This window comes from Methanomassiliicoccales archaeon LGM-RCC1, assembly GCA_030168575.1.
Taxonomy (GTDB): Archaea; Thermoplasmatota; Thermoplasmata; order Methanomassiliicoccales; family Methanomethylophilaceae; genus Methanoprimaticola.
Genome location: CP115555.1, coordinates 224,859 through 240,503, shown reverse-complemented (window position 1 = coordinate 240,503; position 15,645 = coordinate 224,859). Strand labels below are relative to the sequence as shown.

General features: G+C 52.0%; 15 protein-coding genes. 13 read left to right on the top strand and 2 right to left on the bottom strand.

The genetic code is table 11. The annotated features are described in order from the left end of the window. The first annotated feature begins 126 nt into the window (after positions 1–126). Positions 127–984, top strand: a complete 858-nt coding sequence (locus PED39_01065) for a 4Fe-4S binding protein (GenBank protein WII07813.1) — start codon at positions 127–129, stop codon at positions 982–984. A 118-nt stretch (positions 985–1,102) separates the two neighbouring features. Further along, positions 1,103–1,483, top strand: coding sequence for an alanine:cation symporter family protein (locus PED39_01060; protein WII07812.1), 381 nt, complete (start codon positions 1,103–1,105; stop codon positions 1,481–1,483). Between the two features lie 65 nt (positions 1,484–1,548). Here PED39_01060 and PED39_01055 read toward each other — a convergent pair whose 3' ends face one another. Then, positions 1,549–1,962, bottom strand: a complete 414-nt coding sequence (locus PED39_01055; GenBank protein WII07811.1) for a hypothetical protein — start codon at positions 1,960–1,962, stop codon at positions 1,549–1,551. A 92-nt stretch (positions 1,963–2,054) separates the two neighbouring features. Here PED39_01055 and PED39_01050 point away from each other — a divergent pair, with 92 nt between their 5' ends. The 9 genes from PED39_01050 (at position 2,055) to PED39_01010 (ending at position 12,583) form a co-directional block, all read left to right on the top strand. Continuing rightward, the gene (locus PED39_01050) at positions 2,055–3,527 is read left to right on the top strand and encodes a DUF853 family protein (GenBank protein WII07810.1); all 1,473 of its coding nucleotides are present in this window, start codon (positions 2,055–2,057) and stop codon (positions 3,525–3,527) included. Positions 3,528–3,532: 5 nt separating this feature from the next. After that, on the top strand, positions 3,533–4,408 hold the full coding sequence (locus PED39_01045; GenBank protein ID WII07809.1) for a phosphatase PAP2 family protein: 876 nt from the start codon (positions 3,533–3,535) through the stop codon (positions 4,406–4,408). A gap of 311 nt (positions 4,409–4,719) precedes the next feature. Beyond that, positions 4,720–5,391: an energy-coupling factor ABC transporter permease gene (locus PED39_01040; protein WII07808.1), complete on the top strand. Its 672-nt coding sequence runs from the start codon at positions 4,720–4,722 to the stop codon at positions 5,389–5,391. A 2-nt stretch (positions 5,392–5,393) separates the two neighbouring features. Next, positions 5,394–5,681: a cobalt transport protein CbiN gene (locus tag PED39_01035; GenBank protein WII07807.1), complete on the top strand. Its 288-nt coding sequence runs from the start codon at positions 5,394–5,396 to the stop codon at positions 5,679–5,681. A 288-nt stretch (positions 5,682–5,969) separates the two neighbouring features. Continuing rightward, positions 5,970–6,794: an energy-coupling factor transporter transmembrane component T gene (locus PED39_01030; GenBank protein WII07806.1), complete on the top strand. Its 825-nt coding sequence runs from the start codon at positions 5,970–5,972 to the stop codon at positions 6,792–6,794. Then, the gene (locus tag PED39_01025) at positions 6,794–7,906 is read left to right on the top strand and encodes an ABC transporter ATP-binding protein (GenBank protein ID WII07805.1); all 1,113 of its coding nucleotides are present in this window, start codon (positions 6,794–6,796) and stop codon (positions 7,904–7,906) included. The genes PED39_01030 and PED39_01025 overlap by 1 nt, the downstream gene beginning before the upstream one ends. Next, entirely contained in the window at positions 7,903–9,048 is a 1,146-nt protein-coding gene (locus PED39_01020) for an ABC transporter ATP-binding protein (protein WII07804.1), read from the top strand. The genes PED39_01025 and PED39_01020 overlap by 4 nt, the downstream gene beginning before the upstream one ends. Before the next feature lie 300 nt (positions 9,049–9,348). Then, positions 9,349–11,379 (top strand): cation-translocating P-type ATPase, encoded by a 2,031-nt coding sequence (locus PED39_01015; GenBank protein WII07803.1) that lies wholly within the window; start codon positions 9,349–9,351, stop codon positions 11,377–11,379. Positions 11,380–11,629: 250 nt separating this feature from the next. Then, positions 11,630–12,583 (top strand): calcium/sodium antiporter, encoded by a 954-nt coding sequence (locus PED39_01010; GenBank protein ID WII07802.1) that lies wholly within the window; start codon positions 11,630–11,632, stop codon positions 12,581–12,583. Here PED39_01010 and PED39_01005 read toward each other — a convergent pair. Further along, positions 12,509–13,426, bottom strand: coding sequence for a DUF2099 family protein (locus PED39_01005; GenBank protein WII07801.1), 918 nt, complete (start codon positions 13,424–13,426; stop codon positions 12,509–12,511). The two genes, PED39_01010 and PED39_01005, sit on opposite strands and share 75 nt — an antisense overlap. A 77-nt stretch (positions 13,427–13,503) precedes the next feature. On the opposite strand from PED39_01005, the gene PED39_01000 reads away from it, so the two are divergent. After that, positions 13,504–14,349: a hypothetical protein gene (locus tag PED39_01000; protein WII07800.1), complete on the top strand. Its 846-nt coding sequence runs from the start codon at positions 13,504–13,506 to the stop codon at positions 14,347–14,349. 586 nt (positions 14,350–14,935) lie between these two features. Further along, the gene (locus PED39_00995; GenBank protein WII07799.1) at positions 14,936–15,538 is read left to right on the top strand and encodes a DUF3800 domain-containing protein; all 603 of its coding nucleotides are present in this window, start codon (positions 14,936–14,938) and stop codon (positions 15,536–15,538) included. The last annotated feature ends 107 nt before the right edge of the window (positions 15,539–15,645 follow it).

The window sequence follows — 15,645 nt, the reverse complement described above, 5'->3', positions numbered from 1 at the left end:
TGTTAAGGGAACGGGCCAAAAAGACGTGTGCTGGTACATTGGTTGGATGTATTGTTCAGAAGATTGACCTATTCGTCATCTGTCGTAGAGCAGGTTTTTATTAGTATTATGGTTGCAACCGTCTGTATGGAGATCATTCCCCGCATGTCGGTCAGGCTGCTCAAGCACATCTTCGGGTGGAGGTACAAGCTGGCTTCGTATACCCGCAGGTACAAGACCTTTGACAAGGTGATATCGAAGACCTTGTTCGATGGCGATGACATGATAGTCCTGCCGAAGGACAACGTCGTCAGGAAGACCGTGAATGCGAATATCGAGATCGAGGATGCGGGGGAATCCACAGTGCTCCCGAGCGATGTGGTCAAGTCCCTGATCAGGCGTGCTAACGATGTCTTCATCATGAACTTCTGTCTTTGCCGTAGGTCCAGTAAGTGTGAGGATTACCCCGTGGACCGCGGATGTATCTTCCTAGGGAAAGGAGTGCATAAGATCCCTTCCGATTTCGGTCATCTCGCCACTCACGAGGAGGCAGTGGCCTACATCGACGAGTGCGGCAAAGAGGGATTGGTCCATATCGTTGGCAGGAACAAGCTGGACAGCATATGGCTGAGCACGGGTGACAAGAAGGACCTGATGACCATCTGCAACTGCTGTCCCTGCTGCTGCCTTTGGAATGTGACCAGAGATATCTCTGATACCATAGGCAGGACATTCAGGCGCATGGAAGGGGTCACGGTGGATCTCGACACCTCCAAATGCATAGGCTGCGGATCATGTGAAGAGATTTGCTTTACCAAGGCAGTTAAGATTGTCGAGGGTAAATTCACAATAGATCAAGGACTCTGCAGGGGATGCGGCAGGTGTGCGGAGGAGTGCCCTACGGACGCTATCGCAATCGGATACGAGGAAGGAGCGATCGACGGCATAGTGGACAGGATCGGATCCCTGGTGAGGTTATCCGAGAACGATCCCTCGGCCCATTGAGGGTCAAGAATCCGATCATTCGAACCTCGGCGGTACTCATCGTTCAAAAACGTGGAGCCGCACCAAACCCTGGCTTCGCTCTAAGAAAATGATATTAACGCCAAACACCAATTTTCGAATGATATCTTGGGCAGCAGCTACGATAAGCCTGTTCCTGTTCTTCTTCGCGTTCACGAGCCTCATGGGAGAGTATGCGATGTCCGAGGGCAACATCAGGTTCGTGAAGGATGATCACAAAGTCATATTGGTCCTACGTATACTGGCAATCCTGACGGTGTTCGGCGCCAGCCTAATAGACATGTCCATGATGGACCTCATATCCGATACCTTCAATGCCGCCATGGCGATAACCAACGTGTTCGTGCTCGTCCTACTGTCGCGTACAGTTCTGGAGGTGTACCACGATTACTTGGATCAGAAACGGAGAGGTATCGAGGAACCCGTTTTCCACAAATCGGCTCTATCCGATTCTGAAGGTGTGACGGAGTGGGATGATTGAGAGGTCCATTCGGATTCGGAGAAGAAGTAATCGAAGGGGCACCTCAGAGAGGTGCCGTAAGTTTTTCAGAGACCAGCTACGAAGGAATCGATCGCTGAGGGATCCTCTTTGACGACCTTCTTCGCTTTGTTGATGAAGATGCATTTTTCGATTCCGAGCTCGGATGCGATCTTCTCCACCTGATTCTGTCCCTTGTCATCGTTGTACATGCAGCAGAGGTAGAATCCAGTCTTCTTTTGGTCGATGACAGATTTGTTCTTGGCGACATATTCCACCAGGTCCTTGGGGATCCTTCCGGCGTGGACCCTGCTTCCGATGATGATGGTGTCGTAAGCGGAGAGGTCCTCATTCCCTGCAGCTCCTGCAGTAACAGCCTTTCCCGAGGTCTTGCCTGCGATGTAGTTCGCAACGGCGGTGGTGTTGGAACCGCCCGAGTATACGATCAATGTGGTCATGGTCTGGAGAGTGCTTTTTGTCATAAAATATGTTATCAATCATCGGACAGCAACCACTTATCTATCTTCACGTCATTCACAGACCGTCGGAAGATTAGTTCCGCCGGTGATTACGCATGTACTCGGACAACAAGATCTGGATCGCAAGCAGTGACAAGAGGGTTTACCTTTATCCCGAGATGGCCAACAGGCACGGTCTGATAACCGGGGCCAGCGGTACAGGGAAGACTGTCACCCTGAGGGTTCTGGCCGAGTCGTTCAGCGATGCAGGCGTTCCCGTATTCTTTGCGGATATGAAGGGAGATGTTGGTGGGATCTGCCGCGCCGGCGAGGACACGGAGAAGATGCGTAAGCGCGTCGATAGATTCGGCATCGACGACTGGAGCTTCAAGGCATTCCCCACAAGGTTCTGGGATGTCTATGGGGACACCGGTCACCCCGTCAGGACCACCATGTCATCTATGGGTGCGACATTGCTGGCGAGACTGATGAATCTCTCCGATATCCAAGCAGATGTGCTCACAGTCGTGTTCAGGATCTGCAGGGACGAGGGATGGGACGTCATCGACACCAAGGATCTGAGGGCCGTACTCCAGTACGTGAACGAGAACAAGGACGATTACATAGCCGAGTACGGTAACATGTCCACTCAGAGTCTCGCTGCGGTCCAGAGGTCCCTGCGCTCACTCGAGGATGAGGGAGGCGACTTCTTCTTCGGAGAACCCGCACTGGACATCGAGGACTGGATGCAGACGGACAAGGACGGCAAGGGAATCATCAACGTCCTGAACTCCGAGAAGCTCTCCAGGAGCCCCAAGCTCTATGCGACGTTCATGATGTGGCTGATGCAGGAACTTTTCGAGAGGCTTCCCGAAGCAGGGGACCTGGACAAGCCTAAGCTGGTGTTCTTCTTCGACGAGGCTCACATGCTGTTCTCCGACGCGCCCAAGTCCTTGGTGCAGAAGATCGAGCAGATGGTCAAGCTCATCAGGTCCAAAGGCGTGGGCATATACTTCGTATCTCAGAGCCCATCGGACATACCTGATTCCGTCCTCGCTCAGCTCAGCAACCGCATACAGCATGCCCTGCGCGCATACACCCCGGCCGAGCAGAAGGCCGTGAAGGCAGCTGCTGGAGCGTTCCGTGCGAACAAGGCGTTCAAGACAGAGGAAGCGATAATGGAGCTTGGAGTGGGCGAGGCGTTGGTCTCATGCCTGGACGAGAACGGTACGCCGTCCATCGTCGAGAGGGCATTCATCCTTCCGCCTCAGAGTTCTCTGAAGGCTCTCGACAGCGAGGGCTACGACAAGATGATCCGCACATCTCCGTTGGACAAGAAATATAGGAACACCGTGGACCGTCATTCCGCCTATGAGGCGATACAGAAGCTCAACGAGAAATCCAAGAAGGAGGAGGCAAAGCAGCAGGAGAAGGCAGCCAAGGCGACTGCTTCGAAGACCTCTACCGCTAAGAAGACCACCAAGAGCGCCGCACAGAAGACAGCCGAGAGGGCAGTGAACAATATGGCGAGGTCCGCGAGAAGAACAATAGGCAACAGCCTGGTCAAGAGTCTGTTCGGCAAGAAGTGAAACGGATGTGGACGGGCATCGAGCTGCTGTACCATCTGCAGGAGCTCAGGATGGAATATCCGATTCTGGGGGACCTTTTCCAAGCAATGTCCTCCAGGATCGTCTATCTGGTGCTGCCGATAATGATAGTCGCTGCGTTCTACTGGACCATCGACAAGAAGCAGGGGGAAATCCTAGGTCTGTCCTGCATTCCGGCGATGGTCTTCTCGATGCTGTCTAAGTACGGGATAGGGCAGCCGAGACCCTGGGAGATCGATCCGCGCATAGAACACGTATCGGGAGTCCATGCCAACGGGCCGTCGCTACCCAGCGGTCATACAGCCATGACCGTATCATCATTCATACCGGCGGCCATTTTTGGCAGGAACGTGTGGTTCGCGTGCTCAATGATCGTGCTGACATCTCTGGTGATGTTCTCCAGATTGATCCTCTGTGTCCATACGCCGTTGGACATCATCGCAGGATTAGCCGTCGGAGCATTATCGGCGGTCACAGCCTGGAAGGCGGTGGATTGGGCATATGGGAACGATCGCAGACATCTTTTCATTGATTTGGTGTACGTTGCGTTATTCACCATCTTATTCGCGACGGCTCTGTTCGTTTGGAATGTGGAAACGACGAAGGTATTGGAATACATGGGATTCATTTACGGCATGATCCTGGGGAAGGTACTGGAGCGCAGATATGTAAGCTACAAAGTGCCCGATATTTCCCTGAAGAATAAGGCTAAGATCTATGTAGCAGGGATGCTAGCCGACGCTCTGATTCTCCTGATCCCCCTGAGCCTGATACCGGGATACGGGACGGCGATAGGCGGTTTCGCCATGATGCTGTGGCTGTTCTATCTCTACCCCAAGATCATCATGAGTAATGGATTATGAACCGATAGATATCAGACGGCGGTCACAGTTTACTAGTCACATCCATCTACCGTAGAAATTTCTTAAGAAATATGAGTGAAAGACTGAAAGGTCAATTCTATATATGGTATTTTTAGGCATAGCTTAAAAAAATTAGATAAGGTTATCAAAATAGTAGATAAATAACCCTAAAAGAGCGTTAAAGTTGACTAACCTTTTAATATTACATAGTTGGATTTACCGACCAATCGAATAATCATATCATGATTAATTTGATAAAAACGTACCTAGGAATCTATGTCCTGGTACTATCCCATTGGATGGTGAAATAAATGCACATAATGGAAGGTTTCCTTGACCCGATCTGGTGCGCAGTGTGGTTTATCATTGCGATCCCCTTCGTCGCTCTTGGAGCCAAGAAAGTCATCGAGCTCGTTCGCGAGCACCCCGAGCAGAAGATGACAGTTGCCCTCGCCGGCGCTTTCATCTTCCTGCTCTCGTCGCTGAAGCTCCCTTCCGTAACAGGATCGAGCTCACACCCTACAGGAACAGGATTCTCCGCAGCACTCTATGGAGTCTCGGTCACTGCATTCCTCGCAACTATCGTTCTGATCTTCCAGGCACTGCTTCTGGCGCACGGAGGACTCACAACACTCGGAGCCAACATCTGCTCCATGGGTATCATCGGACCTTTCTTCGGTGTACTCATTTGGAAAGCAATGATGAAGGGCGGAGTTAGCATGCCTATCAGCCTTGGTATCACAGCGCTCATCGCAGACTGGATGACATATGTCGTCACAGCCTTCCAGATGACACTCAACCACGGGCAGTCTATTGAGGCATTCGTCAACTTCCTGTCCAACTACGCTCTCACTCAGATCCCCTTGTCGGTCGTCGAGTGCATTCTGTTCTACATGTTCGGTATCTACCTCATGAGGAACAAGCCCGAGATCTTCGACATCGCTGGTGAGATCGCCGCAAAGGCAGCAGCAAAGGAGGCCTGAAAATGGCAGAGTCTAAGACAGTCTACATTGCAGGTTTCGCAATCATCGCACTCCTGGTCATCGCAGTTCTCGCTTACGGAGCATCACAGGACTGGGAGTTCGGTGGAGCAGACGATGGTGCAGAGGGAATCGTCGAAGAGGTCGACCCCGGCTATGAGTCCTGGTGGAACGGAATCTTCGGAGACTACGAGCTTCCCGGTGAGACCGAGAGTATGCTCTTTGCCCTCCAGGCCGCGATCGGAGCTATCATCATCGGATACTTCATCGGTGCCTACACCAGGAAAGAATGAGCAAATCCAACAGAGCGGTGACCCGAATCTCGGGCATCGCTCTGTAAACAACTTATCTTTTTACTTGACAAATGTGTTTGGTGAAATATCGTTAGTAATTTTTTTCCACCAATATTATTACGTTTTTCTAATTATTCTTAAAAATCAATTTCTTTTCGACATTATTATAATCCCTAATGTGGTGCCACCCTTACATTGGATAATTAATCCAAACATCACGAGTGCCATTATCGGTGTTTCCCGACGATCAACTCGTACCCCCAACGATTAGAAACAAACGGTGAACTGATGTCAGAAGAAACACAGATGGACACATTGGCTTACAGTTCGAGGATGTTGAATTGGTCACCACTGGGCAAACTCCTGTTTGTCGTAGCAATATTGGTCCTGAACATTCTCACAAACTCTGTCCTCGTGACATTCATTACGATGGGGGTTGGACTGGCCCTCATGGCGTATTCTACGAATTTCAAGATTCCATTCATTATATTCCTGGCGATCCTGGAGGCTTTCCTGATCCTTGTTATCGGTGCAGGAGTCATCTCGGTCAACGGTGGCTACGATGACGGTTCAACCGTCATTTGGGACACCGACTTCCTGTGGATGCACTTCCACATGACCGTCAACAGTTTCAACAAAGCATGGCTGATCCTCTTCAGGGGAACTGCTGGAATCACAGTGATGCTCTCATTCGCAACATCCACACCCATTCCGCACATGTCCTTGGCGATGAAGCAGATCCACATGCCCGTCGAACTCATCGAGATCGTCGTGCTGATCTACCGTTACGCCTTCCTTCTCTTGGAGAGGATGGAGGCAATGTGGGCTGCCGCCAGCAGCAGGATGGGATTCAACGGTGCCCGCACCTCCATCAATACAGTGGCTGCGATCGCCGTGGGAATATTCATTCAATCCACTAACCTGTCCGACAAGTCGCAGATCGCACTGGACTGCAGGAACTATCGCGGTTATTTCCCTGTGTTCACGGAGCCTGCCAAGATGGGTATCAAGTGGCTTGTCGCGATTGTAGTCACCGCGGCAGGACTGTATTGGTTCGGCATTCAGACAGAGGATTGGATCAGTATGGCTCAGTTACTCCTGGGGGTGAGCTGATGGCATTGTTCGAATTGCAGAATGTAACCTACAGGTACAACTCCAGGCAGACGAAGAACTCCCTAAATAACATAAGCATCAAGGTGAACGAGGGAAGGCGCACGGCCATACTGGGAGCGAACGGGGCCGGCAAATCCACCATGTTCTACCATTTCAACGGTATCTTCAAGCCGTCGTCCGGTGTGGTCCTGTACAAGGACAAGCCTCTGGACTATTCCAAACCTGCCCTGAGGGAGCTCCGCAGCGACATATGCGTCGTCGTCCAGAATCCGGATGAGCAGATATTCTCGTCAACGGTCGAATCGGATGTCGCTTTCGGCCCCATGAGCATGGAGCTTCCCAGAGAGGAAGTCGACCAACGCATCACCGAGGCGCTCGACATGGTAGGGATGACGGATTTCCGCATGCGTCCCTCCACACAACTCTCATACGGGCAGAAGAAGCGTGTGTCCCTCGCCGGAGCACTTGCAGTCAGACCGAAGGTCCTAGTATTGGATGAGCCCACCGCCGGTCTGGACCCCCAGATGGCCCGTGAGGTAATGGAGCTGGTCGATCAGCTCTGCTGCACGGGAACAACGGTGGTCCTGTCCACGCACGACGTGGATCTCGTCTATTCTTGGGCGGAGGACATCATCGTCCTCAACCATGGGGATCTGGTCTATTCCGGGGAACCGGAACCCTACTTCACCGATGCCGAGAGGACTGCCTATGCAGGTCTGGCCAGGCCCCACACGTTCTCTGTCAACTCCTACGTCTCTAAGATGCGTAACCTCTCTGAGGCGCCGTATCCGCGCACGACCAGTCAGTTCATCTCCAAGATGGCTCCGAAGGAATCCGTCGGTGGAAAGGTCAGGATTGTGTCCGTGAAGGACGGGACCGAGCCCGTTACTGCCGAGGGAGCGGTAGGTGCTTACGGATACACAGCCAAGAAGTTCGTTCAGAAGAACGACGTCAAGATCGATTACATGTACGATGCATTGGAGATGTGTATGCAGGATGCGGTCAAAGGTAAGAACTCTACCCTGTACTGCGACGATTCGATGGTCAGTATGGCGTCGGAACGTATCCGCTCGCTTGAAAAGTTCGGAATCAAGGCGGAGGTGGTAATGTGACCGATGAGAAGGCATTGTTGGAGACCCGTGACATAACGTTCTACTATGAGGGCAGCAAGAAACCATCCCTACAGCATGTGTCGCTTACTATCAAGAAAGGTGTCAAGACGGCCATCCTCGGAGGTAACGGAGCAGGAAAGTCCACTCTGTTCTATCATCTGAATGGTGTGGTTGAGCCTGCATCCGGAGTCGTCCTGTACATGGACAAGCCGCTGTCCTACAAGAAGAAGGCCAAGCGCGAGCTATGCTCCCATGTAGCGGTGGTCCTTCAGAACCCTGACGACCAGATCTTCGGACAGACCGTATTGGCCGATGCCCAGTACGGACCTAAGAACATCGGTCTTTCTAAGGAGGAGGTCGATGAGAGGGCCAAGAGGGCCTTGGAGCAGGTCGGTCTCTGGGAGAAGAGGGATTCCAACTCCCTTCAGTTATCCTACGGACAGAGGAAGAGGTTGTCCCTGGCCGGAGCGCTGGCGATGAACCCTGAGATCCTCATCATGGACGAGCCCACTGCCGGTCTGGATCCACAGATGGCATTAGAGCTCATGGAGCTTGCGGAGCAGCTGCACCACAACGGAACGGATATCGTCCTGTCCACTCACGATGTCGATCTCGCCTACATGTGGGCCGATGAAATCCATGTCCTGAGGAAATCAGAGAAGATCTATTCGGGAACCCAGGAAGGTTTCTATTCGGATGCAGAACTATCATACTCGGCAGGTCTGCTGCCACCTTCCATGTTTCAAATGAACAACACCCTTTCCGCACTCCGCGGAAAGGATCCGGCACCGTATCCGCACACCGAGCCCCAGCTCATCGCGAAGATGGTCCCGGACAAGGCACGTGGTACCATGCAGATCATCCCCTTCAGCGGCGAGATCACACAGGAGACCGTCAACGCCAAGAAGTGGGAGGGAAGGATCGTCGGCATCTATGGTACGAAGGTCCGCAGAGCAGTGTCCTACGCCAACATCACCGTGGACTTCTTCTTCGGTGGATTCGAGTCCTGCGTATCGCAGCTCCTGAACGGAAAGGATGTGGCGCTTTACTGCGATCCCGACTGCGTAGATCTGATGGAAAAGAAGGCTAAGGAGATGTCCGTGTTCGGGGATCCCATCAACTATTCCATCGTAGAACAGTAATACTTTCAACATAAACCATTTAGATTCGTATTACCAGCGGATAATGCCGGTAATACGGATCCCTTTTCGATAACATGAGGTGTTAACGTATGCCAATTCGTGCGACCTAGGTATCACGATATTTTGTTCCTTATACACGCTAGCCTGGGAGCATGTCAGGTTATTAATCTTCGGAATAGATGTTACTGTTTCGATAAAATGAGTCTCTCCGAAGGCCTCATGAACAGTAATGTTAGACGCATCGTGTTACTGCTGTTGGCGGTGATGTCCACTATACCGTTTCTCGTACACAGCGAGGCAATGGACGGATTAGCAGACGTCAGCCTGTATATACTGTGCGGATTACTATCTGCGACATACATCATAGACGGAATTAGATCGGGCGAGGAGATCGATTCCAATGCCATGGTCGGCATTGTGATGATGTATGTGGTCTTCAGAGGGGAAATACCGATCGTTGGATTGGTGGCGATTCTCCTCCTGATACTGGATTTTGTCAAGGACGACGTGAAGAGCTCCCTGATAGTGCTAGTCGTCGCCGGAGTTTCATTGGTGCTGTCCATATTGTATCCTGGGGCATTCCCTGCGGATTCGGCATGGATAGCGATTATAGTCTGCGGTGCGCCCATCCTTTGGGACGCGGTCACTGGTCTGATTCTCCACCACGACATCAAGGCAGACGTTCTCGTAGCAATCGCGATAGTCGCAGCGCTCTATCTAGAAGAATGGTTCGCAGCGGGAGAGGTAGCCCTGATCATGGAGATCGGTGGATTCCTCGAGGATTTCTCCGCTGCCAAGGCCAATAAGGGGATAGAGGCTCTGCAGAGCATGTCCCCCAAGATCGGAAGGATAGTGGACGGAGATAATGTGACCGAGGTCCCCGTGGAGGAGATCGTGATAGGTCAGACCGTCAGGGTCCTGCCCGGCGAGGCCGTTCCCGTGGACGGAAGGGTTGTAGCAGGAGAGACTTCGATCGATCAGTCGGTTATCACCGGTGAGTCGCTTCCCGTGGACAAGCTCGTGGGTGACAATGTGTTCAGCGGGACCATCAATCAGATGGGGTCCTTCGACATGATCGCCGAGAAGACCTCCGATGACTCATCCTTCCAGAGGATGGTCGGGATGGTCTCATCTGTGGATGCGGATAAGACCCGCATGGTAAGAGTCGCGGACAAGTGGGCCACGGCACTGGTTGCGATTGTAATGGTCCTTGCCGTTGCTACGTACTTCCTGACCAACGACATCTACCGTGCGGTCACCGTCTGTATCGTGTTCTGCCCCTGTGCTTTTATCCTCGCTACCCCCACCGCGGTGGTAGCCACAATTGGGAACCTGGCGAAGCGCGGAGTCCTGGTCAGAGACGGGGATTCGTTGGAAAGGATGTCGACGGTCGATACCGTTGCTTTCGACAAGACTGGTACCATAACCGAGGGAAGGCCCAAGGTCCTGGAGGTCTATTCTGTGGGTGACAAGAAAGATTTCGTCTCGATTGTCGCATCAGCGGAATCTGGATCCGAGCACCCGCTCGCGAAGGCATTCGTATCCTTCGCGAACGAAGGAGGGGTGAAGCATTCAAGACCAGATACTTTCAAGATGACCGTAGGGCGCGGAATCGAGGCGATCATAGAAGGTTCCAAGGTCCACATCGGAAACGCTAGGATGATGGAGGAGGCCGCAATCACCATCCCGGCCGACGCATCCGAGCTTTCCGAGAGTTTTTACTCTAAAGGCAGCACAGTCGTGTTCGTTGCCAAGGACGGGGCGTTCACAGGTTTCGTCGCATTCTCGGATTCCATCCGTCCGACCTCCAAGGATGCCGTGTACGAGCTAAGTTTCATGGACATAGGATGCGTGCTGCTGACCGGGGACAACGTCCGTGCGGCGGCCCATATGGCTTCTGAAGCCGGAATCGGCGAATACAGGGCCGATTGCACCCCGGAGACCAAGGTGGCCGTCATAGAGGATAAGCAGGATGCAGGAAGGAAGGTCTGCATGGTCGGTGACGGTGTAAACGACGCTCCTGCCTTGAAGAAGGCGTGGGTAGGCATCGCCATGGGTTCCACTGGAACGGATATCGCCGCGGATGCATCGGACATGGTCCTGGTCAAGGACGGTCTCGACTTATTACCCCATCTGTCCGGAATATCGAAGAAGATGATGGGCAAGGTCAGGTTCAACATAGCCTTCTCCATGTGCTGGAATTTCCTGGCCGTCGGGCTGTCCATGCTGGCGGTGCTGAACCCCGTCACCGGTGCGCTGGTGCACAACGTGGGATCCGTGGCCGTCGTGGTCAACTCTGCCCTTCTTCTCATGTACAGCAAGAAGAAGTAAAACCCAAACCCGTGGCTTCGGCCAAGGATTTGTTATAATAATTGAAATTGGTAATGTGATACTTTTTCAACTCAGAGGCCAGTTTTTTTTCAATATTCTGTCTTGACATCCGAGGATGCATAAGGAACCCTCTCAGTGCATATACATATTGGTGGTACCAGGGGAAGATGGGTCGTGTACAAGCGATGATACGGAAATAACATGGTACAGTCTCAGAGAATGTGTTATATTCTGGAGTGTATGACCGGTCATGATTTGGATTGCTATATGCCTCATCGCAGGTGCCGTGATGTTATACTTCGGATCGGAATGGTTGGTCCGCGGAGCAAAGGGTCTGGCTTTGAACCTGGGAGTGGCCCCGTTTGTCATTGGTCTCACCGTGTTGGCGTTCGGTTCTTCAGCGCCCGAGGCAATCACATCCATCGTGAGTACGAGCAATCCGGAGATCATCATAGGGAACGTCGTAGGAAGCAACATTGCCAATGTCGGGCTCGCCATCGGATTGGCGGCCGTGTTGGGCCCGATGGCCGCAGTTTACAAGGACATGAGGCTGGAGATATGGGTGATGCTCCTGGCGAGCGCCGTCCTCTGCTGTCTCGGTCTTCTCGGATCGATCGGTTCCATGATCGGCATACCGTTGGTCCTTTCCCTGTTCGTGTTCCTGTTCGTCGTCTTCAAGAAGAAGAAGGCGGACAAGGAAGGCCGTGCGGTCTATGAGGAGGAGGTCACCATCGATACCCTCCGTACATCGGTGCTCTTACTTCTGTGCCTCATCGGTCTGGTGCTTCTGTACTTCGGCGCGAAGTACTTCATCGAGGGAGCGAAGGACCTGGCCCATCTCCTGGGAGTATCCGATATGATCATCGGTCTGGTCGTCGTCGCCATCGGAACGTCGCTGCCGGAGATCTGCATCAGCCTTCTGGCCGCCCGTCGTGGAGAAGCGGACTTGGCCGTCGCGAACATCGTTGGTAGCAACATATTCAACATAATGTTCGTGCTTGGCATCGGTGCAGCGTTGGTTGACATACCGATCTCTCAGTCGATGGTCGGATTCCATATGCCGATGATGATGCTCCTGGCCGTAACAATGTTCCTGATAGTCCGCTTCAAGAATAGGATTGACAGGAGGTCAGGATTCGTCCTCTTGGCCATCTACGTGGTCTACTTCATAGCGATGGCCCTTAACCCCAGTCTGATGTCCTGATCGGTGCCAGTTGATCAGAGGTCTGGGCTCTTCCTTCGGCTCGCCCTTGTAGGGCTCTCTGCCGATGGAGACAAGCTTGTCGAGCACCATCCTCTTACCGATGTCGGTGACCCCGTAGATCTGGATCTTGTTCCCTGCCACAAGGACGTCCCTGGCCTCTGCCTCTTTCCTGATAGGTTCTGATGCGCAGGCCGTTATCATGTCGCAGTTATCGAACATGACCTTGGCGCCCCTACAGTTGGTGTGACTGGTGTGCACACCGACGATCAGTGCGCGATCACCGTAAAGATCCCTTAGGGTCTTGGCATCATCGGCTCTGGCGATGGTTACGGCGAACTTCATGAATCCCTTGGAATCGGCTAACGCGGCCCCTTTCACCATGTCCAGCGGTACCGTATCGGGATCCAGGACGTTGTCCCTGCCTACGGCATCCAGTACGACCTGGAGAGGTGATGTCTCGACAAGTCCGGATATCCTTCCGCAGAGACCTTGGAGGAGTGCAGGTTCGGTGACGATCGCCGTGCCGCATCCATCCGCCGCTATGACCGCAGCGTCAATGTCCCCTTTCTCCAATGCAAGGCTTAGGATCTCGGATACGCCGAAGGTCACGTAGTCCTTGGCGCGGACCACCCTGTTCTCGGTGCAGAAACCGAAGTCCCTTATGCGGAACTCCACGTTCTCGCGGATCTTCTCCGGGGAGATGTCCTCCATGCCGCAGAGCTTCTTGAACAGTGGGCAGAATCTCAATTCGGACTGTCCTATCTCCGCTACCTCGCCGTCGATGATGACCACGCGGGTCATCCCCAGCATGTCGAAAACGTGTCTTCCGCCTTTACCAGTCATGTTATCCTATTTCCATCGTTTCGTAGATATAAAAAAAGATGATGAAATGATAAAATAACGAACCCCGATTATAGGGCATGAAATCATCAGTCGCTCTGACCGTGGCGGCCATCGCCGTGGTCGCATGTCTAGGATATTCCTATCTGGTGTACTACGAGGTGGACAATACCGAGGACTACACCCTTTTGGCATCCTCAGATCTCAACGAAGGATTGACATTCGAGTTGGTGGCCGGAGGTCACACTGAAATGGAGAAGACAACCGTGTTGACAAAGGTTTCCGGCAGCGATGTGACTGTGGGCATCGATGCAGAGGAGTCCTACATGACATCATTCAGTCTCTATTACTTCTCCCCCGACGTGTATCTGCCGATAGACTACACTGATCCATCAGCCATTCCCGAAGGGGTCTCCGTCTATGTAGAGGGAGACCTGTACATCATAGACGGCTCATTCGAGCAGAGGCCGGGACAGATATTCGCATTCAATGACCTGTGGATCACCTATGATGGCGAGGAGGTATCGGATGTCGACGGATCCTATCAGCTGAAGGTCGAAGTCGACAGGGCGGGGACTCAAGTCCACATGGTGACAACCGAGGAGGTCTGGACAGAGGATGGAGAAGTCCAGGTGAAGGTTACTGCCGCCATGGAAGCAACGGGAACGGTCGATAAGGATGTGGCCCTCGCCACTGCCCTGGAAGTTTTCGATGAGGACATTTATCATGACTGCAGCAAAAAGGTGACCAACGGTAAGCTCGGAGGACTCAACGTCAAGATCTACACCTTGAACGGTGAGAACTACAGGGACTACAAGCTCTACGTCTACAACGGTTACGTCCTGAAGTCCAAAGGTACGATCGTTTATGACGGAATCGAATACGAACAGTACTTGGACACCAAGGTCTACATGCAACTGCTTTGATCAAAACTTCCGCCGGGTCGGATCCCGGCGGATCACTTCATCCATTTTCACAGGCACTGACATTCGCGTCATTATATTGTTCAATCTTCTAAACCCCTGTTTATTATAGGAGCTGTGGAATCGGCTAGCACGGATTATCTCGGTCTGAGCGACGATGAGGTCAGCACACTGCTGTCCAAACTGACTTCGTGAGCCCAACGAGGTCAGTTCGGAGCGAATAGCTCTCATTGGATCGGTAGCAAGCAAACCGTCATTCAACTCAATCGTCAACCTCTACAGTGAACGATTTGTTGGGATAGTACTCGATCTCGACGAAGCTTTCCTTGACCTTATCCGGGATTGTTCCAATCGAGTAGTTTGTCGGCCATGATTTCGAGGCTGAGGAAATAGAGAACAGGCTCAGATCATACGAAGAGAAATACCGTGATGATTATGAGATTGAGGACCCTGAAGCTGCTGAGCAGAAAGCCTGGGAAGAGTATCAGAAGGACAAGGTTGCCAGACAAGCTTTGAAAGAGAAGAATTCGTGAATTCTTCACGATAGCAATATCTACCAATTCCATTTTTTCTAATATCAAGGTGAGGAATGACTTCTACAGCATCTTTGGATGAATCCGGGAATGTTGGTTCCCAGGGCACGTACTTTGTGTTATCAGCTCTGATTGTGAAGCGTACAAACGATCTGAACAAATCATTCAAAATTCTAGACGAGATGAGAAAGAAGAGGAACAGCGCCAAAGGCTCTGACCCTGAAGTGAAGTTCAGCAATTCCTATCCGGATGAAAGGATAAGGGTGCTTCAGTCACTGTCAGAGAGTTCTGTTTCCATTGTCTTCGTCGTTATCGATAAGAAGAAATCCAAGTTGTACAGCAATACGCACAACTGTGATTTGTATAAGGCAGCCATTAAAGAGATACTCCCTCTGGTCGGAAAGGCACTTACGACCAATGACGTTGCTCTGAATTTCGACGAGAATCTCTGCATCAGTATGAAGGATCTGATCGAGGCTGTGAACAACAACCTTCAGAACCGTAATGTCAAATCTGTGAAGAAAGTTAGATCCTTCGCCGACAAAGCGGTGCAGCTAGCGGATTTCATTTCAGGATCTATCCGTGAGAAGTACGAAAACAACGATGAACAGTATATGGCTGTAATCGAAGAGAAGATATCCATTGCCCATGAGACATAATGGCTGCTCACTTGCAGCCGACTCATGGGTCTTACTTGGATATGTATCCATTATCGTTTGTCATATTTAAATTGAACTCGTTCTGTTTCGAATCATCAATACAAGAT

Bases quoted from the DNA above. Each gene is read 5' to 3' on its own strand.
- PED39_01065 (WII07813.1), top strand. From the start codon at position 127: ATGGAGATCATTCCCCGCATGTCGGTCAGGCTGCTCAAGCACATCTTC.
- PED39_01060 (WII07812.1), top strand. From the start codon at position 1,103: ATGATATCTTGGGCAGCAGCTACGATAAGCCTGTTCCTGTTCTTCTTC.
- PED39_01055 (WII07811.1), bottom strand. From the start codon at position 1,962: ATGACAAAAAGCACTCTCCAGACCATGACCACATTGATCGTATACTCG.
- PED39_01050 (WII07810.1), top strand. From the start codon at position 2,055: ATGTACTCGGACAACAAGATCTGGATCGCAAGCAGTGACAAGAGGGTT.
- PED39_01045 (WII07809.1), top strand. From the start codon at position 3,533: ATGTGGACGGGCATCGAGCTGCTGTACCATCTGCAGGAGCTCAGGATG.
- PED39_01040 (WII07808.1), top strand. From the start codon at position 4,720: ATGCACATAATGGAAGGTTTCCTTGACCCGATCTGGTGCGCAGTGTGG.
- PED39_01035 (WII07807.1), top strand. From the start codon at position 5,394: ATGGCAGAGTCTAAGACAGTCTACATTGCAGGTTTCGCAATCATCGCA.
- PED39_01030 (WII07806.1), top strand. From the start codon at position 5,970: ATGTCAGAAGAAACACAGATGGACACATTGGCTTACAGTTCGAGGATG.
- PED39_01025 (WII07805.1), top strand. From the start codon at position 6,794: ATGGCATTGTTCGAATTGCAGAATGTAACCTACAGGTACAACTCCAGG.
- PED39_01015 (WII07803.1), top strand. From the start codon at position 9,349: ATGGACGGATTAGCAGACGTCAGCCTGTATATACTGTGCGGATTACTA.
- PED39_01010 (WII07802.1), top strand. From the start codon at position 11,630: ATGATTTGGATTGCTATATGCCTCATCGCAGGTGCCGTGATGTTATAC.
- PED39_01005 (WII07801.1), bottom strand. From the start codon at position 13,426: ATGACTGGTAAAGGCGGAAGACACGTTTTCGACATGCTGGGGATGACC.
- PED39_01000 (WII07800.1), top strand. From the start codon at position 13,504: ATGAAATCATCAGTCGCTCTGACCGTGGCGGCCATCGCCGTGGTCGCA.
- PED39_00995 (WII07799.1), top strand. From the start codon at position 14,936: ATGACTTCTACAGCATCTTTGGATGAATCCGGGAATGTTGGTTCCCAG.